This is a genomic window from Mesorhizobium sp. Root554, assembly GCF_001427025.1.
Classification (GTDB): Bacteria; Pseudomonadota; Alphaproteobacteria; order Rhizobiales; family Rhizobiaceae; genus Mesorhizobium.
Genome location: NZ_LMGA01000001.1, coordinates 3,678,450 through 3,700,469, shown reverse-complemented (window position 1 = coordinate 3,700,469; position 22,020 = coordinate 3,678,450). Strand labels below are relative to the sequence as shown.

Here is a 22,020-nt window from a genome sequence, read left to right as displayed (position 1 = left end):
GCAGCATGAGCTGCCCTTGACGGACCGGGTCCACGGGCGGTCAATCGCGCCATGAGCGAAGCAACCGAATCACGCACAAACGCCACCGAATATACGGTGAGCGAGATATCAGGCGCCTTGAAGCGCGCGGTCGAGGACCAGTTCGGCCATGTGCGGGTGCGCGGCGAGATTTCCGGCTATCGCGGCCCGCATTCGTCGGGCCACGCCTATTTCGCGCTGAAGGACGACCGCTCCCGCCTTGAAGCTGTGGTGTGGAAAGGCACGATGAGCCGGCTGCGCTTCCGCCCTGAAGAGGGCATGGAGGTGATCGCCACCGGCAAGCTCACCACATACCCGGGATCGTCCAAATACCAGATCGTCATCGAAAGCCTGGAGCCGGCCGGCGCCGGCGCGCTGATGGCGCTGCTTGAGGAACGCAAACGCAAGCTGCAGGCCGAAGGGCTTTTCGACCCGGCGCGCAAGCAGCTTCTGCCCTACATGCCCCGCGTGATCGGCGTCGTCACCTCGCCGACCGGCGCGGTGATCCGCGATATCCTGCACCGCCTGGCCGACCGCTTCCCGTTGCATGTGGTGGTCTGGCCGGTGCGGGTTCAGGGCGAGACGGCAGGCGCGGAAGCGGCCGCGGCCGTTGTAGGTTTCAACGCGCTGGCGGAAGGCGGATCGATCGCGCGGCCCGATCTTCTGATCATCGCGCGTGGCGGCGGCAGCCTGGAGGATTTGTGGGGGTTCAACGACGAGGCGCTGGTGCGCGCCGTCGCCGCCTCCGACATTCCGGTCATCTCGGCGGTCGGGCATGAAACCGACTGGACGCTGATCGACCTTGCGGCGGACGTCCGCGCGCCGACGCCAACGGGCGCCGCCGAGATTGCCGTGCCCGTGAGGGCAGACCTCGAAGCGACGCTCGCCAATCTCGGCGCGCGGCTCAAGGCCTGCACTGCAAGAACGGTGGACCGCAAGCGGCAGGCAGTGCGGGCTGCGGCGCGCGCCCTGCCCTCGCCCGACCAACTGCTGGCCGTACCGCGACGCCGGTTCGACGAAGCGACGGGTCGGCTCGGCCGCGGCCTCACGGTCGGCGTTCATCGCAAGCGGGCGCGGCTCGATGGCGCGCGGCTCTCGACCGCGACCCTGATGCGGCGTATCGCAGAATGGCGCAAGTTGACCGAGCGGGATGTGCTGCGGGGGCAGGCTGCCTTGCGCGGCATAGCAAACACGAGGCGGGCGGAACTGCGTCGCGCCTCCGATCAATTGCCGAAATGTGCAAAAGCAGCCCTGGCGCGAAAACGGCAGCGATTCGACGCCGCGCAGGCCCGCATCAGTTTGCAACCGCTGCAAAGATCGAGACGAGAGGCCGCGGACCGGCTGACAAGCGCCGCGCGCCGGCATGAGCAAGCGCTGACCGTGCGGATGGAACGCTTAAGGGCGAGGCTGACACAGGCCGACCGGCTGCTCTCGACACTCAAACTATCGGAACAGTCGATCCTCGAGCGCGGCTACGCACTGGTGCTCGACGATGCGGGCAAGCTGGTCAGGCGCGCCGCGGAAGTCGTGGTGGGCGGCGGGCTGGAACTTCGCTTTGCCGACGGCACCATACATGCCGTGGCAGCAGGGGACGCCGAAGCGACGACCGCAGCGCCGCCGGCGGCAAAACCGCGCCCAAAGCCGAAGGACCCCGGAAACCAGGGATCGCTGTTCTAGGCTCAGACCCTAACGTGGAACATTGCGACAGGCGGCTGGTGGCATGTGTCCCGGCATCAATGACGCTCGGGTGTTCCGCACCCTTGCCTATCCAGCTTTCCGGAGCGGATTCTTGTCGCCGGACTGTTCGGCCTCGACGGCGTCTTCCAGCCGCGAAGCGATGAGCTCCTGAATGTCGCCGACTTCCTCCTGGATATCCTCCAGCGGGATGCCGGCCTCAGCCGCCTTGGCGCAACACTCTCTCGCGAGCGCCTCGGCCTGCTTTTCTATCCTGATCGGTTCGCTGGGAGCTTGGCATTTCTCGCCAATCCACTCCTGAAGAAACTCGATCGCATGTTCGCTCATAATGAATAACCTGCTCCGGTTACGCCACTTTGATCGCCGTAAACGTACGGCATCTCAAAAGGATGCCGCCCGGTCAATTGAATCCGAGTCGCCACGGCGAGGCAACCCGGCAAGCCGGATTTAAGGTACGAAGCCCGATTGAAGTCGATTTCCAAAGTCAATTCAGTTCCTTGGGAGGTGGTACCGTTGGCTGGGATCGAACCAGCGACCTCCGGATCCACAATCCGGCGCTCTAACCATCTGAGCTACAACGGCGCAAGCGCCTGAGCATGATCAACGAAGCTCTGTCTTCGTCTGCCGCTCCTTCAATCGGCGATGCGTCACTTACGAACAATCGGACATAAATTCAAGGCTCTTGGAATGCCAAAAAGGCGTAGCACCCATGCGCCTGCAAACAGGCAAAGAAAAAGGCCGGCGGGAGGAGGTGCCGGCCTTTTCCTATAAATGGCCAGCGGGAGGTGCTGGCCGCTATCCCGGCGGACGGAGGGAGGAGGAACCGCCGGCCGGGTATTCACAATTGCCTCTGCGGCTTCAGGCGACCTTGAGGTCCTTGAACGCCTTTTCGAAGGCGGTCTTGATCGGCTTGGAAACATCCTCGGCGGCCTTGGTGCCGGCAGCCTGCAATTCCTTGGCCTGATCGACGGTCATTTCAACGCGCTTGCGCAGGAACGAGGTCTGCAACTCAACGACTTCGGACAGCGACTTGGCGCCAAGAAGCGCTTCGAGATGCGAGAAATTGGCTTCCGTGCTGGCACGAAGGGCGGCGATCGCCTTGAGCGAAAAATCGTTGGAAACGCCCTTTACGGTCTCGTAGGTGTTTTCGAGCACCTTCTGGGTTTCCTCGGCGCCGGTCTTCAGCTTGGCATAGGCTTCCTTCGACTGCTCGACGCCCTTCTCGGTGAAGGCGCGGAACTGATCGGTGGCCTTGGCGGCGTCGAAGCTCGGGAACTCAACGGTATCGGCGGTCTTGATCTTGGACATTTTCCATCCTTTTCGGCGTCAGCGGCTTTGGCAGAAAGCCGTCTCGTTCATCTATGATGGGCAATATAAGGCAGTTTATGGTGCAATGCAATATTTTTGTTGCGCTGCACCATAATCACAAGTTTCCACCGTTAACCACGTGCCGAATTTCCGCCGCGGGCGTAGACTGCCTTGTGGACCTTCGGGCCACAGGCTTTTATTAACAAAGCGTTAACTGCACCGTTCCGATTTGCGAGAGCCGCCGAAGCGCATGCCTTCAGAAAGCTACTCTTTCCTTGATGTCACCGTGCTGGACGCGGTGCGGAAGCGTTTCGCCGCCGGCGATGCGCTGGCTATTCTGTCGACTGACATGGAGGAGGTCATCTGGGCCAATGGTCCGGGGGCGGCGCTCTTCGGCTATTCCGACATTGAAAGCATGGTCGGCGCTTCGCCGCACCTGCCGCCAGTGGCCAAACGGCATATCCTGGCTGTGGAAGGTTTCCCGGACATCGGCGTCGACCATCCGATCACGGTGCGGCTGGCCGGCGGCATCATGAGCCGCACCGTCGGTTTCATGGCCAGCGCCATGACGCTGCCGGACGGCGAGAAGGCGATCCTGCTTGCCGTACCCGCGGCACAGGCCGGGTCTTCCGGTGCGCCGGATATGAAGCGCCGTGCTCTCAGCGGCTTCACGCAGAAGGGGCAGTTCCTTGCCTTTGTCGACGGCAATGGCGACATCGAGGCGGCATCGGCCGGTTTCGAAGCGCTCGCCATTCCGCGCGCCACGCTGGCGAAGCTGGTGGCCGAGGTGGCTTATCAAAGCGACCGTATCGTCAAACGCCTGATCGCCGCAAACGACAGAAGCTACCCGTCGGGTCTCGCGCGGCTTGCCGACGAACCCGTGCGCCACCTCCTGGTGGTTATCGACGAGGAGCAGTTGGCCGACGAGGATGAGACGAAAGAACCGTTCCAGACGCAAGCCGAGACTGCCGAAGTCGGCAAGGATCGATCAATAACGCCAAGCGTGGGCACAAGCGATCCGGAAACGGCGCCGCGATCTGAACCGGTGGCGCAGGCTGCAGGGGGCGCTGCGCCAGCCGATGCCGGTACGTCATCGAAACCCGGAAAAAGTACGTCAGTCGGAGCCGGGCATCACGACCATTGGTATTTCAGCGAAGAGCGAGGCGATCCGACGCCATCGGACCCGCAACAACCTTCGGCGACCGAGGAAAAAGCCTCCGCGGATGGTTCGGACATCGGCCACGAGGACGGAGAACCGGCGATAGCCGGCTCCGGGACAGCTGCGGACGACGGCGAACCCGTCATGGCAACCCATGCTCCTGAAACCGTCGGTAAGAAGGTCGAAGAACCTGCTCCCACGATCGATCGCAACGCCACGCCTCGGCGCTTCGTCTGGCGCACGGACGCGGAAGGCAGGTTCAGCGCCGTCTCGCCTGAATTCGCCGCTGCTGTCGGACAGACGGCTGCCGACGTTCTGGGCCGGCGCTTCAGGGACGTCGCAGTCGCCTTCGGGCTCGATCCGAGCGGCGAAATCAGCGGCCTCCTGGAACGGCGCGACACGTGGTCGGGCCGCTCGGTGCTCTGGCCGCTGGCAGGAACCGGGTTGAAGGTGCCCGTCGATCTGGCGGCGTTGCCTGTCTATGGCCGCAGCCGGACCTTCGAAGGCTTCCGCGGCTTCGGTGTCGCGCGCCCCGGCGATGCCGTCGATGACCCCGAGAAGATCGGGCTGGCGCTGGTGCCCAATGCAGCACCCGACGGCGAACAGAATGGCGGCCAGCCGGCGCAGCCGGACAACACCTCGGGACCACTGGCACCACCGCCCCACGGCGAAGCGTCGCCGGACGACCCGTTCAAGGGTGAAGTACCGGCATTGAGCATCGTGCCGAAACAGGACCGCCGTTTTGCCGACAAGGTCATCAGGCTGGCCGAGCACCGTCAGCCCGCCAACGACAAGGGCCTTTCCACGGTCGAGCGCAGCGCCTTCCGTGAAATCGGCGAGCGACTGAAGAAAGACAACGGCGCCATCCCGGTGGAGAAAAAAGAGACAGCATCCGGGGAGACGCCCGCCGAAAGCGGGGTGGAAAACACGCAAGTCGATATCGAGGCTGGTTCGGAACCGCATCTGGCGGCCACGGCAGCGCTGGAACCGCATGGTTCCGCCCCAGGCGAAAGCGCCGAACCCGTTGTTCCCGCGGCGCCTACGGCATCAACGGAGCCCGCCGAGGAAGATCCAGACCGGGATTTGCGCACCCCCGCGACCGAGCCCGGCAAATATGGCGGCGGTTCGCTGCTCGATTTTGCCGAAGAGGAAGACGCCGGCGCGATCGACGACGGCGCGAACCTCGACGAGATCGACGACACGGAGAATCAGGCAGACCTCGCCAGGCTGGACGGGGTCGATTCCCCGTCGAATTCGAATGACCGGCAATCCGGCCGCTCCCTGCTGGATTTCGCCGACGATGATGACAGCACCGCCGCCGCCGATTTCCGCGATGCGCGCGACGACGAAACCCTGCCCGTCGAAACGACGGCCGCCACGCCAGACGACGATGAGCGCCCTGCGCGCCAGTCGCCGCCCCTGCGCGCCGAAGGGTTCCTGCCCTCGGCCTTTGCGGCCACAGGCTCTGATACCTCGCTGATGGCCAGACTGCCGGTGCCGGTGCTGATCCATTCGGGAGATGCGCTGCATTACGCCAACGAGGAATTCTTCGCGCTTACAGGCTACAAGTCCCTGGCCGGGCTGGAGGCGGTGGGTGGCCTCGATGCCCTTTTTGTCGATACTTATACCGACGATACCGCCCTGGATACGGCGGATCGATCCCTGCGGCTGAGGACGGCTGACGGACGAGAACTGCCCGTCGATGCGCTGCTTCGCTCGGTGCCATGGCGCGACGGCAAGGCGTTGATGATGGTGATCCAACCGACGACTGAACCGAAAGGCAGCGTCGAAGGTCCGTCCTTCGCGGCAAGCAGCGCCGGCGTTACGCAGCCAGACGTTTCCGAACTCAAGGCGCGTGTCGCTGAAATGCGCACCATCATCGACACCGCGACCGACGGTGTCGTCCTCATCGATCCGGAAGGCAACATCCAGTCGATCAGCCGGCCGGCGGAGGCGCTTTTCGGCTTCGACAGCGACGATGTGGCCGGCAAGCCGTTCGCATCGCTGTTCGCCATCGAAAGCCAGCGCGCCGCACGCGATTATCTCGCCGGCCTTTCCGAACCTGGCGTGGCGAGCGTGCTCAACGACGGACGCGAGGTCATTGGACGCGAGGCGGAAGGACGTTTCATTCCGCTGTTCATGACCATCGGCAGGTTGCCGGAAGACAGCGGTTTCTGTGCCGTGGTGCGTGACATCACCCAGTGGAAGCGCGCCGAGGAAGACCTCACCCAGGCCCGCGCCGTCGCCGAACGGGCTTCGTCGCAGAAGACCGATTTCCTCGCCCGCATCAGCCACGAAATCCGCACGCCGCTCAACGCCATCATCGGTTTTTCGGAATTGATGGTGGACGAGAAGTTCGGCCCGGTCTCGAACGACCGCTACCGTGACTATCTGCGCGACATCAACCGTTCCGGCAACCATGTGCTGGATCTGGTCAACGACCTTCTGGACATTTCCAAGATCGAAGCCGGTCAGCAGGAGATGGACTACGAGGCAGTGTCGCTCAACGACACGCTCGCTGAAACCGTGGCGCTGATGCAGCCGCAGGCCAACCGCGAACGTGTCATCATCCGCTCCAGTTTCGCCTCGCGCGTGCCGGAGGTGGTTGCCGACCTTCGTTCGATCCGCCAGATCGCGCTCAACGTGCTGTCGAACGCCATCCGCTACACGCAAGCGGGCGGACAGGTGATTGTGTCTACCGCATATGAAGCCTCCGGCGACGTGGTCATGCGGGTGCGTGACACCGGCGTCGGCATGAACCAGGCGGAAATCGAACAGGCTCTGAAACCGTTCAAGCAGATCAATGCGCTGCGGCGCGGGCGCGGCGACGGCACCGGCCTTGGCCTGCCGTTGACGAAGGCTATGGTGGAGGCCAACCGGGCGCGGTTCACCATCAGTTCGACACCTGGCGAGGGGACGCTTGTCGAGGTCGCCTTCCCGTCGACCCGCGTTCTTGCCGATTGAACGCAAGCCTAGGAATACAAAAGAAAAAGGCGCCGCAAGGGCGCCTGAAGTAGGGGATTTGTCACGACGGGCCTGAGTGAAATCGGTCCGCCAAAGCGGAAACGGGATTTCTCCCTCAAGTTATGTGCGACTATCGAGGCCGGAGCTTAACAAAACCTTACCGGTCCGCCGGAAAATTTACGAATGTGTACCACTCGTGAAATCTAGGTAAATTTCGGCGACACCATTCGTTAACCATATTGCTGCCGCCAAATCCGGCTATGTCGCCAGTTCCGACCTGTCGCGGAACAGCGCAAGTGCCTCGGGATTGGCCAGCGCTTCCTGGTTCTTGACGGCCCTGCCATGGACCACGTCGCGCACGGCAAGTTCGGTGATCTTGCCCGACTTGGTGCGCGGAATGTCCGCAACAGCCAGGATGCGCGCCGGGACATGGCGCGGGCTGGCGCCAGTCCTTATCTTGTCGCGGATGCGTTTCTCCAGGCCGGCATCGAGTGTGACGCCTTCCGCCAATCTGACGAAAAGCACCACCCGCACATCGTCCTCGAAATCCTGGCCGATGCAAATGGCCTCGGCGATCTCCGGCAGTTGCTCGACCTGATTGTAGATTTCAGCCGTGCCGATACGAACGCCGCCGGGGTTCAGCGTCGCGTCAGAGCGGCCGTGGATGATCATGCCGCCATGCGGCGTCCATTCGGCGAAATCGCCATGGCACCAGATATTGTCGAAACGCTCGAAATAGGCGCCGTGATATTTCGTGCCGTCAGGATCGTTCCAGAAACCGACTGGCATGGATGGGAACGGCTTGGTGCAGACCAGTTCGCCCTTCTCCTCACGAATGGGCCTGCCGTCCTCGTCCCAGACATCGACGGCCATGCCGAGGCCGGCGCCCTGTATCTCGCCTTCCCACACCGGGAGTATGGGAACGCCGAGCACGAAGCAGGCGACGATATCGGTGCCGCCGGAGATCGAGGCAAGATGGATGTCCTTCTTGATCCCGTCATAAACGAAGCGAAAGCCTTCGGGCGAAAGCGGCGATCCCGTCGACGAGATCGTCCTCACCGCGGTGAGATCGTGCGTGCGGATCGGCTCGAGCCCTGCCTTGCGGACGGAATCAATGAATTTCGCCGATGTGCCGAAATAGGTCATCTTCTCCGCGTCGGCGAAATCGAACAACGCGTTGCCGTCGGGATAGAAAGGCGAGCCGTCGTAGAGCAGGAGCGTGGCGCCGGATGCCAACCCCGAAACCAGCCAGTTCCACATCATCCAGCCGCAGGTGGTGAAATAGAAGAAGCGGTCGCCCTCCATCAGGCCGGCGTGCAGGCGATGCTCCTTCAGGTGCTGGATCAGTACGCCGCCGGCGCTGTGGACGATGCATTTGGGAATGCCGGTCGTGCCCGACGAAAACAATATGTAGAGCGGGTGCGAGAAAGGAAGCCGTGCGAACGAAACCGTCTTCGCCGTGAAGGGCGCAAGCGCGTCTTCGAGCGCCGCGCCGTTCGGGATCGTCGCCGCCACGTCGACGGATGTGCCGAGATAGTCGACGATCAGCACTTTGCGGACCGTGGGAAGCCTGGCGGCGATGGCAGCGACCCTGGCGCCCGTTTCCTGCGGTTTGCCATTGTACCAGTAGCCATCCGGCGCGAGGAAAACGACTGGTTCGATCTGGCCGAAGCGATCGAGCACGCCCTGCTCGCCGAAATCGGGCGAACAGGAAGACCACACAGCGCCGAGCGAGGCAGCCGCAAGCATCGCCGCGACCGCTTCGGGCATGTTCGGCATCATCGCCGCGATGCGGTCGCCCTGCTTGACGCCCAGCGAGACAAAAAGCTGCTGCTGCCTCGAAACAAGCGCGTGGAGGTCGTTCCAGGTAAGCCGGCGTTCGATCTTGTCTTCGCCGCGGAACACGATGGCCTCCGCAGCGCCCTGCTTGCGAAGCAGGTTTTCGGCAAAGTTCAGGCTGGCGTCGGGAAAGAAGGCGGCGCCGGGCATTTTCCCGCCGTCGATGAGGACGCGGTCGCCTTTGTCACCGACAACGCCGCAGTAATTCCAGATTAGGTCCCAGAAGCGCTCGCTCTCGGCGATGGACCAATCATGCAATTGTGCGTAGGAGGACAATTTCCGCCCGGCCATGGCGCTGGCCGCCTGCATGAAATCCGACATGGACGCCGTGGCGATCTGCTGCGGAGACGGAACCCAGAGAGGTTTGTCGGACGTCACATCGCACTCCATGCTTTCTTCCCGGCCTAAAAGCACAAAGCGCTACTGCGACGCAAGGCTCGCGCCAGTCAACGTGCAAAAACGCAAAGCCGCCATGGCCGGGTCATAAAGACTTGTAATGCGTCAGGCACGGGTTACACCTTTGCGGCGATTCTCGGCGAGACGATAACAGGCGCGATGTCATCAGTTTTTATCCGGCGCAGCTTACTGGCGATCGGCTTTGCCGTGGTCGTCGCCGCGTTCGCGCTGGTGGCCCTGCCCTATTTCGCGTCAACGCGGATCGTGCGCGACCGCATCGCCTGGGAAATGAGCGCCTGGAGCGGTTTTCGCGTGGCCATCGACGGCACCCCGCAAATCCAGGTCTGGCCGAAATTCCAGGCGATCTTGACCGATGTGACGCTGTCGAAATGGTCGGAACCCGACAGTCCGCCCGTCATCGATGCCGAACGGGTCGAAATCGATCTATCGGCGATGGCGGCGCTGCGCGGCGACGTGGTGTTCTCGACCGCCCGGCTGATCAGGCCGACACTGCGGGTCGAGCACACTGCCCAGGGTTTTTTCCTGCCTGCCCTGCCGACTGGCGGACGCATCACGCGTTCGATCGACACCGCGCGCGACGTGGTCGAGGCCAATCCGGCGAACCCCGATACCGGCCGGCTGCCGAATGATCCGTTCGGCACAGTCGAATTCCGGGATGGGCGCGTCATTACCGCCGCCGATGGCAAGGAAACGGAAATTCTCACCAGCCTCAACGGCCGTGTCGGCTGGGCGACGCTGAATGGCGGCGGCACGGTTTCGGCCAACGGCATATGGAATGGCGAAAGCGTGTCGGTCGATATCGCGTCGGCGAAACCGCTGCTGCTTCTTGCCGGCGGCACCGCGCCTCTGACCGTTTCGGTGAAATCGACGCCGGCTACATTCTCGTTCGATGGCACGGTCAATGTGTCCGAAAACTCCTACATCGACGGCCTGGCCAAATTCTCGGCGCCGTCGCTGCGCAGGGCTCTCGACTGGTCCGGAACGACCACGGCTTCGGGGGCTGCTATCGGGGCATTATCCGTATCGAGCAAAGTCAGCGGCGGTATGGGCAGGATCAAGCTGGACAGCACCGAGATCAGCCTCGACAAGAACCCCGGCATGGGCGCGCTGGACTTTTCGTTTTCCGAGCCGGTACCGGTTGTCGCCGGAACACTGGCGTTCGAAACGCTCGATCTGAGCGCCTTTCTGGCCGCTTTTACACCGATTGCCATGCCCGGAAGCCCAGCCCCACAGGAGCCGTCCGGCATGGGCAACACAGCGCGCGTCAACCTGGATCTCAGATTGTCAGCCGCCAGCGCCAGCGCCGGCGCGGTTCAGATGACCGATGTGGCGGCGACAGCGCAGGTGAAGGACAGCCTTTCCGTGTTCGATATTTCCGACGCGACGGCCTTCGGTGGCACGATTCAGGCCAGCCTGCGCTTCGACCGCAAGCCGGAAGGCACGCAGGCGGAGATTAAGCTGCTGGCATCCGACATCGACGGCGCGGCCTTCGGCGCAGCGGCAGGAATGCAACGGCTGGTGCCGACGGCGAAGGGCACCGTTTCCGTGATCCTCAAAGGACCCGGCAGGACATGGGACGGCATCCTCGAAAATGCCGATGGCTCGGTCAGCGCCAATTTCGGTTCCGGCTCGCTCGGCGGACTGAATTTGCCGGAATTTCTCAAGCGCAGCCAGGAAGGCGGCTTCTTCCCGCTCAACGAGGTCGCCGACGGCAGCGTCCCCATCGACGGGGCTGAGCTCAAAGCGACAATCTCCAAAGGCGTGGCACGGCTGGACAAGGCCGAAGCGAACTCGCCGCAGCAGAAGATCTGGCTATCCGGCATCGTGCCCTATGCCGGACGTGGGCTCGCCTTGTTCGGCGGAATCGTGCCGCGCAATCCGCCGGCGCCGCCGGCCGAAGCAGCGAACGGCCAGCCTGCTGCCCGCCAGGCAACCTTCTTCGTCGGCGGAACCTGGAACACGCCGTTCATCTCGCCGATCAACCGCGAGCAGACAGCCAACTAGCCCCTGAGAGCAGGATCAGCCGCGCAGCGCGATCTGCTCGTCGCGCAGACGCTGGACCTCGCGCTGCTTGTTGACGACGGAGGCGATGACGACGCCGGTGGCCACCAAGCCGATCAGGATGGTGCAGGCGGCGTTGATCTCCGGCGTCACGCCGAGACGGACCTGGCTGTAAATCTTCATCGGCAGGGTGGTGGCGCCCGGACCAGACGTGAATGAAGAAATGACAAGGTCATCGATGGATAGCGTGAAAGCCAGCATCCAGCCCGAGACGATGGCTGGCAGGATCACCGGCAGCGTGATCTGGAAGAAGGTTTTGACCGGCGGCGCGCCGAGATCCATGGCCGCCTCTTCCAGCGACCGGTCAAAGGTCAGCAGCCGCGACTGCACCACCACGGCGACGAAGCACATCGAGAAGGTGATGTGGGCGAGCGTCAGGGTGAAAAATCCGCGATCGAGATTGACGGCGACGAACAAAAGCAAAAGGGAAAGTCCGGTAATGACCTCCGGCATGACCAGAGGCGCAAAGACCATGCCGCTGAACAGAAGCCGGCCCTTGAAGCGTGTATAGCGGGTCAGGGTGAGCGCGGCGAGCGTGCCGAGAACGGTCGCCACGGTTGCAGATATCAGCCCGACCCTGATGGTGACCCATGCCGCGTCCATCAAGCCCTGGTTGTGGAACAGCGAGACATACCATTTGGTCGAGAAGCCGCCCCAGACGGTGACGAGTTTCGATTCATTGAAGGAGAAGACGACCAGCAGCACGATTGGCAGGTAGAGAAACGCGAAACCGAGCACGATGGATGCGATGTTGAAGCGGCTCCAGACGGTGTTCATGGCCTATCTCCCCTGTTCCTGGGCCTTGGCCTGCATGTGCTGGAAAAGGACGATCGGCACGATCAGGATCAACAGCAGGACGACCGCCACAGCCGACGCGACCGGCCAGTCGCCATTGGAATTGAATTCGTTCCACAGCGTCCTGCCGATCATCAGCGTCCGCGAGCCGCCGAGCAGGTCGGGAATGACGAATTCGCCGGCTGCGGGAATGAAGACCAGCAGGCAGCCGGCGACAACGCCGGGCAGCGACAGCGGGAAAGTGATTTTCCAGAATGCCGTGATGGGCGGACAGCCAAGATCCTGTGCCGCCTCGATCAGCGAATGGTCCATCTTCTCCAGCGACGAATAAAGCGGCAGCACCATGAACGGCAGGTAGGAATAGACGATGCCGATGAAGATCGCGGCGTAGGTGTTGAGGATGACCAGCGGCTGGCTGATGACGCCGACGGACAGGAGAAACTGGTTGAGGAGCCCTTCGGGCTTGAGGATGCCGATCCAGGCATAGACCCTGATCAGAAACGAGGTCCAGAACGGCAGGATCACCAGCATCAGCAGCGTCGGCCGGATCGTCGCGGGCGCGCGCGCCATGCCGTAGGCGATGGGGTAGCCGACCAGGAGCGCCAGAACGGTAGAGATCGCGGCAACGACGACGCTGGAAATGTAGGCGTTGAAATATAGAGGGTCGCCGGCAAGCCACAGATAGTTCTCGAAATCCAGCTCGCGCAAGCCGGCGAGCAGGGAGCCAAAGCCTTTTGAGATATCGAATGTCGGGACATAGGGCGGCATCGCCCTCGCCGTATCCGACAGGGAAATCTTGAAGACGATGACGAACGGTATGAGGAAGAAGAAGAGCAGCCAGACATAGGGAACGATGATCACCAGCCGGTTGACGATCGACTGGAGAAAGCTCGTGGGCGGTCCGCTGGAAGGCGTTGCCACAGTGCCGGCCGTTGCGGTTGCGTCCGTCATGGTCGCCTCCTACCGCGTCAGCACAATACCGGCATTCGGCCGGAATGAGATCCAGGCGCGGTCGTCCCAGGTCAGCGGATCGTCGATTTCGCGCGTCGCGTTCAGCATGGAGGCCCGCACCATCTGCCCGTCGTCCAGCCGCACATGGTAGACGGTCATGTCGCCGAGGTAGGCGATGTCGTAGACCTCGCCCTCCAGCGCATTGACGGCATCGGCCGGCTTCTTCGACGACACCCTGATCTTCTCCGGCCTGATGGCGAAGGCGACGTCTGCGCCGGCAACGGTATCGGCAGCATTCTCAACCAGAATTTGCGCGCCGCTGGCGCCGGTGATGCGCGCCGTGTCTTGCGTGCGATCCGCCACCGTGCCCTCGAACATGTTCACATTGCCGACGAAGTTGGCGACGAAGCGCGATGCCGGCGCCTCGTAGACCTCGGCCGGCGTCGCCACCTGCATGACCTGCCCCTTGTCCATGATGGCGATGCGGTCGGCCATGGTCATCGCCTCTTCCTGATCGTGAGTGACCACGACAAAGGTCAGACCCAATTCCTGTTGCAAATCCATCAGTTCGAACTGGGTTTCCTCGCGCAGCTTCTTGTCGAGCGCGCCCAGCGGCTCGTCGAGCAGCAGCACCTTCGGCCGTTTCGCCACCGAACGCGCCAGCGCCACACGCTGGCGCTGGCCGCCGGAAAGCTGGTGCGGCTTGCGCTTGGCGAATTGCTCGAGCTTGACCAGCCTGAGCATCTCGGCGACGCGCTTGTCGATTTCCGCGGCAGGCATCCCTTCCTGCTTCAGGCCGAAGGCAATGTTCTTTTCCACCGTCATATGCGGGAACAGCGCATAGGACTGGAACATCATGTTGACGGGCCGCCGATAGGGCGGGATGCCGCGCAGATCCTGCCCATCGAGCAGGATGCGCCCTGAGGTCGGCTCTTCGAAACCGGCCAGCATCCGCAACAGGGTCGACTTGCCGCAGCCCGAAGCGCCGAGCAGCGCGAAGAACTCGCGCTCGAAAATAGCCAGCGAAAGATCGTTGACGGCGATGAAATCGCCAAACTTCTTGGTGACGTTTTCGAAGACGATATAAGGCTTGGCGTCAGGATCGTTCCACGGGGCGAATTTCCGGCGGATGCTGCCAAGCGATTTCATGTCCCACTCCGTCCTGCCTTGCTCCGTCAAAGGACGAACCCCGACGATGGACTGCCGGGGTTCGAATCTGATCGCCTATTGGCCCGTGACGATTTTCGTCCACGACCGGGTGATCAACCGCTGCGATTTCGGATCGTAGGGCTTGACGGTGAACAGCTTGGCCATGGTCGCCTCGTCCGGGTAGATCGCCTTGTCGTCCAGCACTTCCTTGTCGATGAAAGGCTGCGAGGCCTTGTTGCCGTTGGCGTAGAAGACATAGTTCGAGGACTTGGCGATGACTTCCGGCTTCATCATGTAGTTGATGAAGGCGTGCGCCTCCTCGACATGCTTGGCGTCGGCCGGAATGGCCATCTGGTCGAACCACATTTCGGCGCCTTCCTTCGGGATCACATAGGCGATGTCGACGCCCTGATCCGCCTCGGCGGCGCGGTCGCGGGCCTGGAACAGATCGCCCGAGAAGCCGACGGCCAGGCAAATGTCGCCATTGGCCAGCGCGTTGATCATTTCCGAGGAATGGAACTTGCGGATGGAAGGACGGATGCTGAGCAGCAGTTCCTCGGCCTTGGCGATATCATCCGGCGAGGTCGAGTCCGGAACGAGGCCGAGATAATTCAACGCCGTCGGAATGATGTCGGTCGGCGAGTCGAGGAAATAGACGCCGCAGCCAGCCAGCTTGGCGATATTCTCGGGCTTGAAGACGGAATCCCAGCTGTCGATCGCGTCGACGCCCAGCGCTTCCTTGATCTTCTTGGTGTTATAGCCGATGCCTGTGGTGCCCCACATGTAGTTGACGGAATATTCGTTGCCGGGATCGAACTTTGCGACGCGCTCGGACACCGCGTCCCACATGTTGGTGAGGTTCGGCAGCTTGGACTTGTCCAGCTTCTGGTAGACGCCGGCCTCGATCTGCCGCGCCAGGAACGGCGTTGCGGTCGGCACCACCACGTCATAACCGCTGCCGCCGGCCAGCAGCTTGGTTTCTAGAATCTCGTTGGAGTCGTAGACGTCGTAGACAACCTTGATGCCGGTTTCCTTGGTGAAATCGTCAACGATCGAAGAGTCTATATAGTCCGACCAGTTGAAGACATTGACCACGCGTTCCTGGGCCTGTGCGCCAAACGTGACCAGAACTGCGACGGCGGCCGCGGAAAGCCAAAGCGCTTTGCGGATCATGGAATTCTCCTTTTGAGATTGAGGCGTCTTCTCGCGACGCGAACCCCGCATGCACACGCCCTCGCACCGGCACAGCCGGGTTCAGGACGTGATGATCCGAGCGCGAACGGACCTACGCAGAAACTTGGCAAGATACGCCTGTCTGGTTGTTGCCGAGATTGGAGACTGCCCGCCGCGCCGCGCCATTGTCAATGACAAACCTCGGAGCGAGCGGGAGGGGGGACGGCTCGCCGACGCGGCGGCGCAATTCACTGAAAATCGAAGGCGCTAAGCCCACTCACCATCTCGTCGAGACCGAGCGGCCGCGTCACCGGCGGCGCGGCGCGCGACAGGCAGCCGGTGCGTTCGCACAGGCGACAGGCAGGGCCGATCGGCGTGGCCTCCATGGCATGCTGGTCACGGTTCGAAGCGGCCCCTGACGACAGGGCGGAAAGCGCCCCGCCATAAACGACGTCATTGCGGAAGCTGAGGTCACAGCCGAGCAGGATCGCGGTGCGGCGCGGCCGTTCGTTGAACGCGCCCTGTGGACCTTCGAGGGTGCGCGCGATGCAGAGAAAGCGGGCGCCGTCCGGCATCTCGACGGCTTCGACAAATATCTGGCCTGGCTGGGTGAAGGCTGCATGGACCGGCAGCTTCGGACAACCGCCGCCGAAGCGGCTGTGTGGAAAGCCCTGCGCGCCAGCGCGGCGGAAACGGTTGCCGGCATTGTCGACCTCAAGCATGAAGAACGGCACCCCCGCCGAACCAGAACGCTGCAGCGTGGTCAGGCGATTGGCCGCCTGCTCGAAAGACACGCCGAAACGGGAGCGCAGGACATCGATGTCGCAGAGGCTGCGCAGCGCAGCCTGCTGGAACGGCCGATAAGGCATCATCAGCGCGTGCGCAGCGTAACGACCGAGCTCGAAACGGGCCAGCCGCCGCGCTTCCGCGCTGGCGAACTTCATCATCTGGATTTCCGCCGCGACCGCGACGTCCATGCGGATGAGGCAGGCTTCCATCGCGATTTCACGCAGCCGGTCGAACGGCGAGAGGCGCTCCGAGATGAACAGGCGCTGCGAATGCCGGTCATAACGACGACGCCAGTTTGGCATTGTGGCGACAGGCAGCACCTTGACGACGATGCCGTGCTCGCGCCTGAGCCATGAGGCCAGCGCCGCCATCAGATCGTCGCCCGGATCGAGCAGAGCGGAAAATGCCTCAGCCTCGGCCTCGATTGCCGCAAAATGATTTGAACCGCGCTCGAAAACCTCCTGCACTTCATCGAGCGGCAACCGTGCGCTCGAGATGGCTGTGCCTCTACCCTCGCGCGCCAGCAGTTCGTTGAGATCGGACAGGCGCTCGGCTTGCTCACGATAGGCGCGGAACAGCTTTATCACCGCGGCGGAAGCGTTCGGCGCGCCTTCGGCGATCTCGATGAGTTCCTGATCGCCCGGCAGTTCGCCCGCCAGCAGCGGGTCGGAGAAGACCTCGCGCAACGCCGCGATGGAGCCCCGCGCCTCGCCCTGCAATTCCTCCGGCTCGACCTTGTAGACCGACGCCAGCTTGAGGATGAGCTGGACCGTGATGGGCCTCTGGTTGCGCTCGATCAGGTTCAGATAGGAGGGCGAGATGCCCAGCCCCTCCGCCATCGCAGTCTGGGTCAGGCCCTTGGCGTTGCGGATGCGACGGATACGCGGTCCGGCAAAGATTTTCTGTTCAGCCATATCTGTGCCTTTGACAGCTATTTACAGACCGCATCAACACTGAATCCACAACATGAATTTTACAATTTTGACAAATTTACAACGCCGTTCAGTCAAGCACAATACAGGTTTTCTCTAATTTTCGCGGCCATATCACGGTTCTTCTGGCCTCTTTGTCGCTTGAATGTCAATCAAGTCACAACATTCCACCAAGGCAGCACACTCGCCTCGCCTTTGAACAGTTCGATCGGAGAAACTTATGACCGATTTTTACAATCTCGTTCCTTCCGCGCCCGAAAGCCGCTTCGAAGGCATTGAACGGCCTTACTCCGCAGAAGACGTCAGGCGGCTGCGCGGGTCGGTCCAGATCCGCCACACGCTGGCCGAGAACGGGGCCAACCGGTTGTGGAGGCTGATCAACGAGGAGGATTTCGTCAACGCGCTGGGCGCCATGTCCGGCAACCAGGCCATGCAGCAGGTGCGCGCCGGGCTGAAAGCGATCTACCTGTCCGGCTGGCAGGTCGCCGCCGACGCCAACACCGCTTCGGCCATGTATCCCGACCAGTCGCTCTATCCCGCCAACGCCGCGCCGGAGCTGGTCAAGCGCATCAACCGCACGCTGCAGCGCGCCGACCAGATCGAGGTTTCGGAAGGAAAGGGCCTGTCAGTCGATACCTGGTTCGCGCCGATCGTGGCTGATGCGGAAGCCGGTTTCGGCGGACCGCTCAACGCCTTCGAGATCATGAAGGCGTTCATCGAAGCAGGCGCGGCCGGCGTCCATTTCGAGGATCAGCTGGCCTCGGAGAAGAAGTGCGGCCATCTCGGCGGCAAGGTGCTGATCCCGACGGCGGCGCATATCCGCAATTTGAACGCCGCGCGGCTGGCCGCCGACGTGATGGGGACGCCGACGCTGATCGTGGCGCGCACCGACGCCGAGGCCGCCAAGCTTCTGACCTCCGACATCGACGAGCGCGATCGGCCCTTTGTCGACCAGGACGCCGGGCGCACGGTGGAAGGTTTCTATCAGGTGCGGAACGGCATCGAGCCGTGCATCGCCCGCGCCATCGCCTATGCGCCCTATTGCGACCTGATCTGGATGGAGACCGGCAAGCCGGACCTCGACCAGGCGCGGAAGTTCGCCGAGGCGGTACACAGGGCGCATCCGGGCAAGAAGCTCGCCTACAATTGCTCGCCTTCGTTCAACTGGAAGAAAAACCTCGACGACGCGACCATCGCCAGGTTCCAGCGCGAGCTCGGCGCCATGGGCTACAAGTTCCAGTTCATCACATTGGCCGGCTTCCATCAGCTCAACTTCGGCATGTTCGAGCTGGCGCGCGGCTACAAGGACCGGCAGATGGCTGCCTACTCGGAGTTGCAGGAGGCGGAATTCGCAGCGGAAGCCAATGGCTACACCGCGACCAAGCACCAGCGCGAGGTTGGCACCGGTTATTTCGACGCGGTGTCGATGGCGATTACCGGCGGCCAGTCTTCGACGACCGCCATGCATGAATCGACCGAGCACGCCCAGTTCAGGGCGGCGGCCGAATAACAACCCCAGAGGAAACGCCCGAGAGGGCTTCGACAACCAAGGAGAAGAAAAATGGCATCGATAAGCCGGGTCAAGGAACGCACCGAGGAGCAATCATCGGCGATGAGCAGCAACCAGCAGGCGACGATCCGCATGCTCGCCAACGATCTGCACAGGCTGAACCAGTCGGTGATGAATGCGGTGGAGGCAGGCGTGTCCGTCGAACTGGTTCGCTCCGCGCGGCATCATGGCGGCGACGGCAATTGGGGCGATCTCCTGATTCCGGTGATCGTCACCCAGCAGACCGTCGGCTGACCTCCTGTCCTTTGATTTTTAAAACATATCACCTGAGACAATTGCCGCCAATTCAGGTGATATGTTTGTTTCTTTCGTCAAAAAGCTCTCGTTCGAAAAAATGTGACTGGATGGCCCCGCCTATTTTTATGCACCCTTCGCAGGCGGTCCCGAGCTGCACTTGACATCACCAATGATCTCAACCATCTGTTCGCAAATCTCAACCTGACATTGAAAGTTAGTCTGACAATGCTGTTCTTGACAGCCAACAAAGACGACTAGCAAAGAATGCGGGGGTGAGGCGGGGGGATGATGGCTGATTTTTCCAGGGTTCTCGTCGTCGGCAGATCGCGGATCAATCTCGTCGTCGTCTCGAAGATCGTCGAACGGTCCGGCATGAGGCCAATATCGGAAACGCCCGAAATGGCCTCCAAGACCCTCAAGACCCTTGTGCCTTGCGCCGTGGTGCTCGATGGCGGTGCAGACAACAGGGATTGCGACGCGCTTCTCTCGGACCTCGAGGCGATGCGTCGCGCGTCCGGCAACAAGCCCTCGGTCATCCTGCTTTCGACCAAGACCGGAGCCGACGGCGACATGGAAGTCTCCAGCGTGATCGACGCGGTCGTCGCCAAGCCGATCACGCCCGAACTGCTTCAGCCGGTGCTCAGCCGGCTTGCCGGCCAGCACCGGTAGCTGCCTTACCCAATCTCCCGGACAATCTCCGGAAGTTGACCAAGGTCGGGAATCTGCCTGAACCGTGGCGCATCCAGCGGCGGCTCGACCTGTTCCAGAACCCAAGTCAGATCGTGCGGAACATGTATGGCCCAGCTTCCGGCCTCGATGGCCGGTATGATGTCCGATTTGACCGAATTGCCAACCATCATGCTTTTCCGCGGACCGTCGCCGTGACGGGCGAAGACGCGCGAATAGGTCTCCGGCGTCTTGGCGCTGACGATCTCCACAGCCTCGAACAACTCGCCCAGTCCCGATTGCGCCAGCTTGCGCTCCTGGTCGAACAGGTCGCCCTTGGTCACGAGCACGAGCCGATACGTTCCGGCCAGCGCCTCCAGCGCCTCGCCCGCATGCGGCAGTATCTCGATCGGATGCGCCAGCATTTCGCGCCCGGCAGCCAGAATCTCGGCGATTCCGGCGGCAGTGATCCGGCCTTCCGTCACTTCGATGGCGGTCTCGATCATCGACAGGGTAAAACCCTTGATGCCGAAGCCGTAGACACCGATGTTACGCTTCTCGGCCTCGAGCAGGCGGTGCGAAACATGCTCTTCGCCGGCATAGTCGGCAAGCAGTTCCGTCAGGCGCTTCTCAGTGAATTGGAAGAACTGCTCGTTCTGCCAGAGCGTGTCGTCGGCATCGAAGCCGATTGTGGTCAGATTCCCAGATTTCATCGAATTCCGAAGCCCAGTCTTTCCAGATCATGACCTAATGCGTTTTGTCGCGGGAATGAAGCGCTCGCCGACGTAAATCGCCTCGCCAGCTTCCCTTCTGCCGGATGGCGCGGCTATACTTCAAAATCCGCAACCTGTCTGGTGATTGATGCCGCCTGTAAAGAAGGAAGCCCGCCCGAAGCGAGCCCGTACGCCCGCTTTCGTGAAAAACCACAGGGGCGTGAGGAATTGGAAAGAGGCCAGCGCCTGGCTGGAATGGCGCGGTATCGAAGACATCGAATGCATCACGCCCGATCAGGCCGGCGTGGCCCGCGGCAAGATGATGCCATCGAAGAAATTCACCTCCAACACGTCGCTGGCGCTGCCATCGGCGCCGTTCATGATGACGATTTCCGGCGACTATCCGGAGAACGGCAACGGCTTCCAATACCCGGAAGACGACGGCGACCTGAAGCTGGTGCCGGACCTGTCGACGCTTTCGGAGGTTCCCTGGGAAGACGATCCGACCGCGCAGGTGATCTGCGATCTCGTGCATCAGGATGGCCGCGCCGTCGAATTCACGCCTCGCAACGTCCTGAAGCGGGTGATAGCGGCCTACGACGAGCGCGGTCTGAGACCTGTCGTGGCGCCGGAGATCGAGTTCTACCTGGTGCGGAAGAATCCGGATCCCGACTACCCTTTGACCCCGCCGGTGGGGCGCTCCGGCCGCGCCATCGGCGGAGGCGCGGGCTATTCGATCGCCGGCGTCAACGAGTTCGATGAACTGATCGACGACATCTATCATTTCTCGGAGAGCCAGGGGCTGGAGATCGACACGCTGATCCATGAGGAAGGCGCGGGCCAACTGGAAATCAACCTGCGCCACGGCGATCCCGTCGAACTGGCCGACCAGGTCTTCCTGTTCAAGCGCACGATCCGCGAAGCGGCGCTGAAGCATGAGATATACGCCACCTTCATGGCCAAGCCGATCCAGGGACAGCCGGGATCGGCCATGCACATCCATCAGTCCATCATCGACAAGAAAACCGGCAGGAACATCTTTTCGAAAGAGGATGGTTCTGAAAGCGACGATTTCTTCCATTTCATCGGCGGCATGCAAAAGCACGTGCCGAACGCCATGGCGATGTTCGCGCCCTACGTGAACTCATATCGCCGTCTGACCCAGGCCGCTTCGGCGCCGGTCAACAACAAGTGGGGCTACGACAACCGCACCACGGCCTTCCGCGTTCCGCGTTCCGATCCATCGGCACGGCGTGTGGAAAACCGCATCCCCTCGTCGGACGCCAACCCCTATCTCGCTCTGGCGGCATCGCTGGCATGCGGCCTCATCGGCCTGATCGGCAAGACGAAGGCGGAGCCTCCGGTCCTGACCACGGCGAACGAAGCTGAAATCGACCTGCCGCGCGGACTTCTGGAGGCAGTCGACCTGCTGGAAGCGGATGAGGACCTGAAAGCCATGCTGGGCGCCACCTTCGCCTCGACCTACGCCGCCATCAAGCGGGCCGAGTTCGAGACGTTCATGGAGGTTATCAGTCCGTGGGAACGGGAATATCTGCTGCTGAACGTTTAAAAGTCAACGTCGAT

Annotated in this window: 16 protein-coding genes and 1 tRNA gene; 7 read left to right on the top strand and 10 right to left on the bottom strand. The window is 62.2% G+C overall.

Annotated elements, in window-relative coordinates; all coding sequences use genetic code 11:
- Positions 1–51 precede the first annotated feature (51 nt).
- Positions 52–1,695: an exodeoxyribonuclease VII large subunit gene (gene xseA, locus ASD44_RS17825; RefSeq protein ID WP_056115050.1), complete on the top strand. Its 1,644-nt coding sequence runs from the start codon at positions 52–54 to the stop codon at positions 1,693–1,695.
- 87 nt (positions 1,696–1,782) lie between these two features.
- Here the strand turns inward: xseA and ASD44_RS17820 are convergent, their stop codons facing one another.
- The 3 genes from ASD44_RS17820 to ASD44_RS17810 all read right to left on the bottom strand — a co-directional run bounded on the left by ASD44_RS17820 (position 1,783) and on the right by ASD44_RS17810 (position 3,021).
- The gene (locus ASD44_RS17820) at positions 1,783–2,040 is read right to left on the bottom strand and encodes a DUF768 domain-containing protein (RefSeq protein ID WP_056115047.1); all 258 of its coding nucleotides are present in this window, start codon (positions 2,038–2,040) and stop codon (positions 1,783–1,785) included.
- Positions 2,041–2,218: 178 nt separating this feature from the next.
- Positions 2,219–2,295: transfer RNA gene (locus tag ASD44_RS17815), tRNA-His, on the bottom strand.
- A gap of 276 nt (positions 2,296–2,571) precedes the next feature.
- Positions 2,572–3,021 (bottom strand): phasin, encoded by a 450-nt coding sequence (locus ASD44_RS17810; RefSeq protein ID WP_056115044.1) that lies wholly within the window; start codon positions 3,019–3,021, stop codon positions 2,572–2,574.
- 250 nt (positions 3,022–3,271) lie between these two features.
- On the opposite strand from ASD44_RS17810, the gene ASD44_RS17805 reads away from it, so the two are divergent.
- Positions 3,272–7,144 carry a PAS domain S-box protein gene (locus tag ASD44_RS17805; RefSeq protein WP_056115041.1) on the top strand — a complete coding sequence of 1,291 codons (3,873 nt, stop codon included), beginning with the start codon at positions 3,272–3,274 and terminating at the stop codon, positions 7,142–7,144.
- 258 nt (positions 7,145–7,402) lie between these two features.
- On the opposite strand, the gene ASD44_RS17800 is transcribed toward ASD44_RS17805, so the two are convergent.
- Positions 7,403–9,361, bottom strand: a complete 1,959-nt coding sequence (locus ASD44_RS17800) for an acetoacetate--CoA ligase (RefSeq protein ID WP_056116478.1) — start codon at positions 9,359–9,361, stop codon at positions 7,403–7,405.
- A gap of 177 nt (positions 9,362–9,538) precedes the next feature.
- Between ASD44_RS17800 and ASD44_RS17795 the strand changes: the two genes are divergently transcribed.
- A complete protein-coding gene (locus ASD44_RS17795) occupies positions 9,539–11,404 on the top strand; it encodes an AsmA family protein (RefSeq protein WP_056115038.1) in 1,866 nt (621 codons plus the stop codon).
- 15 nt (positions 11,405–11,419) lie between these two features.
- Here ASD44_RS17795 and ASD44_RS17790 read toward each other — a convergent pair whose 3' ends face one another.
- The 5 genes from ASD44_RS17790 to ASD44_RS17770 form a co-directional block, all read right to left on the bottom strand.
- The gene (locus ASD44_RS17790) at positions 11,420–12,238 is read right to left on the bottom strand and encodes an ABC transporter permease subunit (protein WP_056115035.1); all 819 of its coding nucleotides are present in this window, start codon (positions 12,236–12,238) and stop codon (positions 11,420–11,422) included.
- Positions 12,239–12,241: 3 nt separating this feature from the next.
- The gene (locus ASD44_RS17785; protein ID WP_056115031.1) at positions 12,242–13,207 is read right to left on the bottom strand and encodes an ABC transporter permease subunit; all 966 of its coding nucleotides are present in this window, start codon (positions 13,205–13,207) and stop codon (positions 12,242–12,244) included.
- 9 nt (positions 13,208–13,216) lie between these two features.
- Positions 13,217–14,356, bottom strand: a complete 1,140-nt coding sequence (locus ASD44_RS17780) for an ABC transporter ATP-binding protein (RefSeq protein WP_056115027.1) — start codon at positions 14,354–14,356, stop codon at positions 13,217–13,219.
- Positions 14,357–14,431: 75 nt separating this feature from the next.
- A complete protein-coding gene (locus ASD44_RS17775; RefSeq protein WP_056115024.1) occupies positions 14,432–15,529 on the bottom strand; it encodes a polyamine ABC transporter substrate-binding protein in 1,098 nt (365 codons plus the stop codon).
- A 248-nt stretch (positions 15,530–15,777) separates the two neighbouring features.
- Positions 15,778–17,232, bottom strand: coding sequence for a helix-turn-helix transcriptional regulator (locus ASD44_RS17770; protein WP_056115021.1), 1,455 nt, complete (start codon positions 17,230–17,232; stop codon positions 15,778–15,780).
- A gap of 238 nt (positions 17,233–17,470) precedes the next feature.
- Here ASD44_RS17770 and aceA point away from each other — a divergent pair, with 238 nt between their 5' ends.
- The 3 genes from aceA to ASD44_RS17755 all read left to right on the top strand — a co-directional run bounded on the left by aceA (position 17,471) and on the right by ASD44_RS17755 (position 19,726).
- The gene (gene aceA, locus ASD44_RS17765) at positions 17,471–18,760 is read left to right on the top strand and encodes an isocitrate lyase (protein ID WP_056115018.1); all 1,290 of its coding nucleotides are present in this window, start codon (positions 17,471–17,473) and stop codon (positions 18,758–18,760) included.
- Between the two features lie 51 nt (positions 18,761–18,811).
- Positions 18,812–19,054: a hypothetical protein gene (locus ASD44_RS17760; protein WP_056115015.1), complete on the top strand. Its 243-nt coding sequence runs from the start codon at positions 18,812–18,814 to the stop codon at positions 19,052–19,054.
- A 291-nt stretch (positions 19,055–19,345) separates the two neighbouring features.
- Complete coding sequence (locus tag ASD44_RS17755; RefSeq protein WP_082542584.1) at positions 19,346–19,726, top strand: response regulator; 381 nt, start codon at positions 19,346–19,348, stop codon at positions 19,724–19,726.
- A 5-nt stretch (positions 19,727–19,731) separates the two neighbouring features.
- Here ASD44_RS17755 and ASD44_RS17750 read toward each other — a convergent pair whose 3' ends face one another.
- Positions 19,732–20,436, bottom strand: a complete 705-nt coding sequence (locus ASD44_RS17750; RefSeq protein ID WP_056115010.1) for an HAD family hydrolase — start codon at positions 20,434–20,436, stop codon at positions 19,732–19,734.
- A gap of 148 nt (positions 20,437–20,584) precedes the next feature.
- On the opposite strand from ASD44_RS17750, the gene ASD44_RS17745 reads away from it, so the two are divergent.
- Positions 20,585–22,006 carry a glutamine synthetase family protein gene (locus tag ASD44_RS17745; RefSeq protein WP_056115008.1) on the top strand — a complete coding sequence of 474 codons (1,422 nt, stop codon included), beginning with the start codon at positions 20,585–20,587 and terminating at the stop codon, positions 22,004–22,006.
- Positions 22,007–22,020: the final 14 nt, after the last annotated feature.

What these genes read in the sequence shown, in the direction of transcription:
- xseA (WP_056115050.1), top strand. Translation starts at nt 52, where the DNA reads ATGAGCGAAGCAACCGAATCACGCACAAACGCCACCGAATATACGGTG.
- ASD44_RS17780 (WP_056115027.1), bottom strand. Translation starts at nt 14,356, where the DNA reads ATGAAATCGCTTGGCAGCATCCGCCGGAAATTCGCCCCGTGGAACGAT.
- ASD44_RS17755 (WP_082542584.1), top strand. Translation starts at nt 19,346, where the DNA reads ATGGCTGATTTTTCCAGGGTTCTCGTCGTCGGCAGATCGCGGATCAAT.
- ASD44_RS17790 (WP_056115035.1), bottom strand. Translation starts at nt 12,238, where the DNA reads ATGAACACCGTCTGGAGCCGCTTCAACATCGCATCCATCGTGCTCGGT.
- ASD44_RS17770 (WP_056115021.1), bottom strand. Translation starts at nt 17,232, where the DNA reads ATGGCTGAACAGAAAATCTTTGCCGGACCGCGTATCCGTCGCATCCGC.
- aceA (WP_056115018.1), top strand. Translation starts at nt 17,471, where the DNA reads ATGACCGATTTTTACAATCTCGTTCCTTCCGCGCCCGAAAGCCGCTTC.
- ASD44_RS17820 (WP_056115047.1), bottom strand. Translation starts at nt 2,040, where the DNA reads ATGAGCGAACATGCGATCGAGTTTCTTCAGGAGTGGATTGGCGAGAAA.
- ASD44_RS17745 (WP_056115008.1), top strand. Translation starts at nt 20,585, where the DNA reads ATGCCGCCTGTAAAGAAGGAAGCCCGCCCGAAGCGAGCCCGTACGCCC.
- ASD44_RS17775 (WP_056115024.1), bottom strand. Translation starts at nt 15,529, where the DNA reads ATGATCCGCAAAGCGCTTTGGCTTTCCGCGGCCGCCGTCGCAGTTCTG.
- ASD44_RS17760 (WP_056115015.1), top strand. Translation starts at nt 18,812, where the DNA reads ATGGCATCGATAAGCCGGGTCAAGGAACGCACCGAGGAGCAATCATCG.
- ASD44_RS17795 (WP_056115038.1), top strand. Translation starts at nt 9,539, where the DNA reads ATGTCATCAGTTTTTATCCGGCGCAGCTTACTGGCGATCGGCTTTGCC.
- ASD44_RS17805 (WP_056115041.1), top strand. Translation starts at nt 3,272, where the DNA reads ATGCCTTCAGAAAGCTACTCTTTCCTTGATGTCACCGTGCTGGACGCG.
- ASD44_RS17750 (WP_056115010.1), bottom strand. Translation starts at nt 20,436, where the DNA reads ATGAAATCTGGGAATCTGACCACAATCGGCTTCGATGCCGACGACACG.
- ASD44_RS17785 (WP_056115031.1), bottom strand. Translation starts at nt 13,207, where the DNA reads ATGACGGACGCAACCGCAACGGCCGGCACTGTGGCAACGCCTTCCAGC.
- ASD44_RS17810 (WP_056115044.1), bottom strand. Translation starts at nt 3,021, where the DNA reads ATGTCCAAGATCAAGACCGCCGATACCGTTGAGTTCCCGAGCTTCGAC.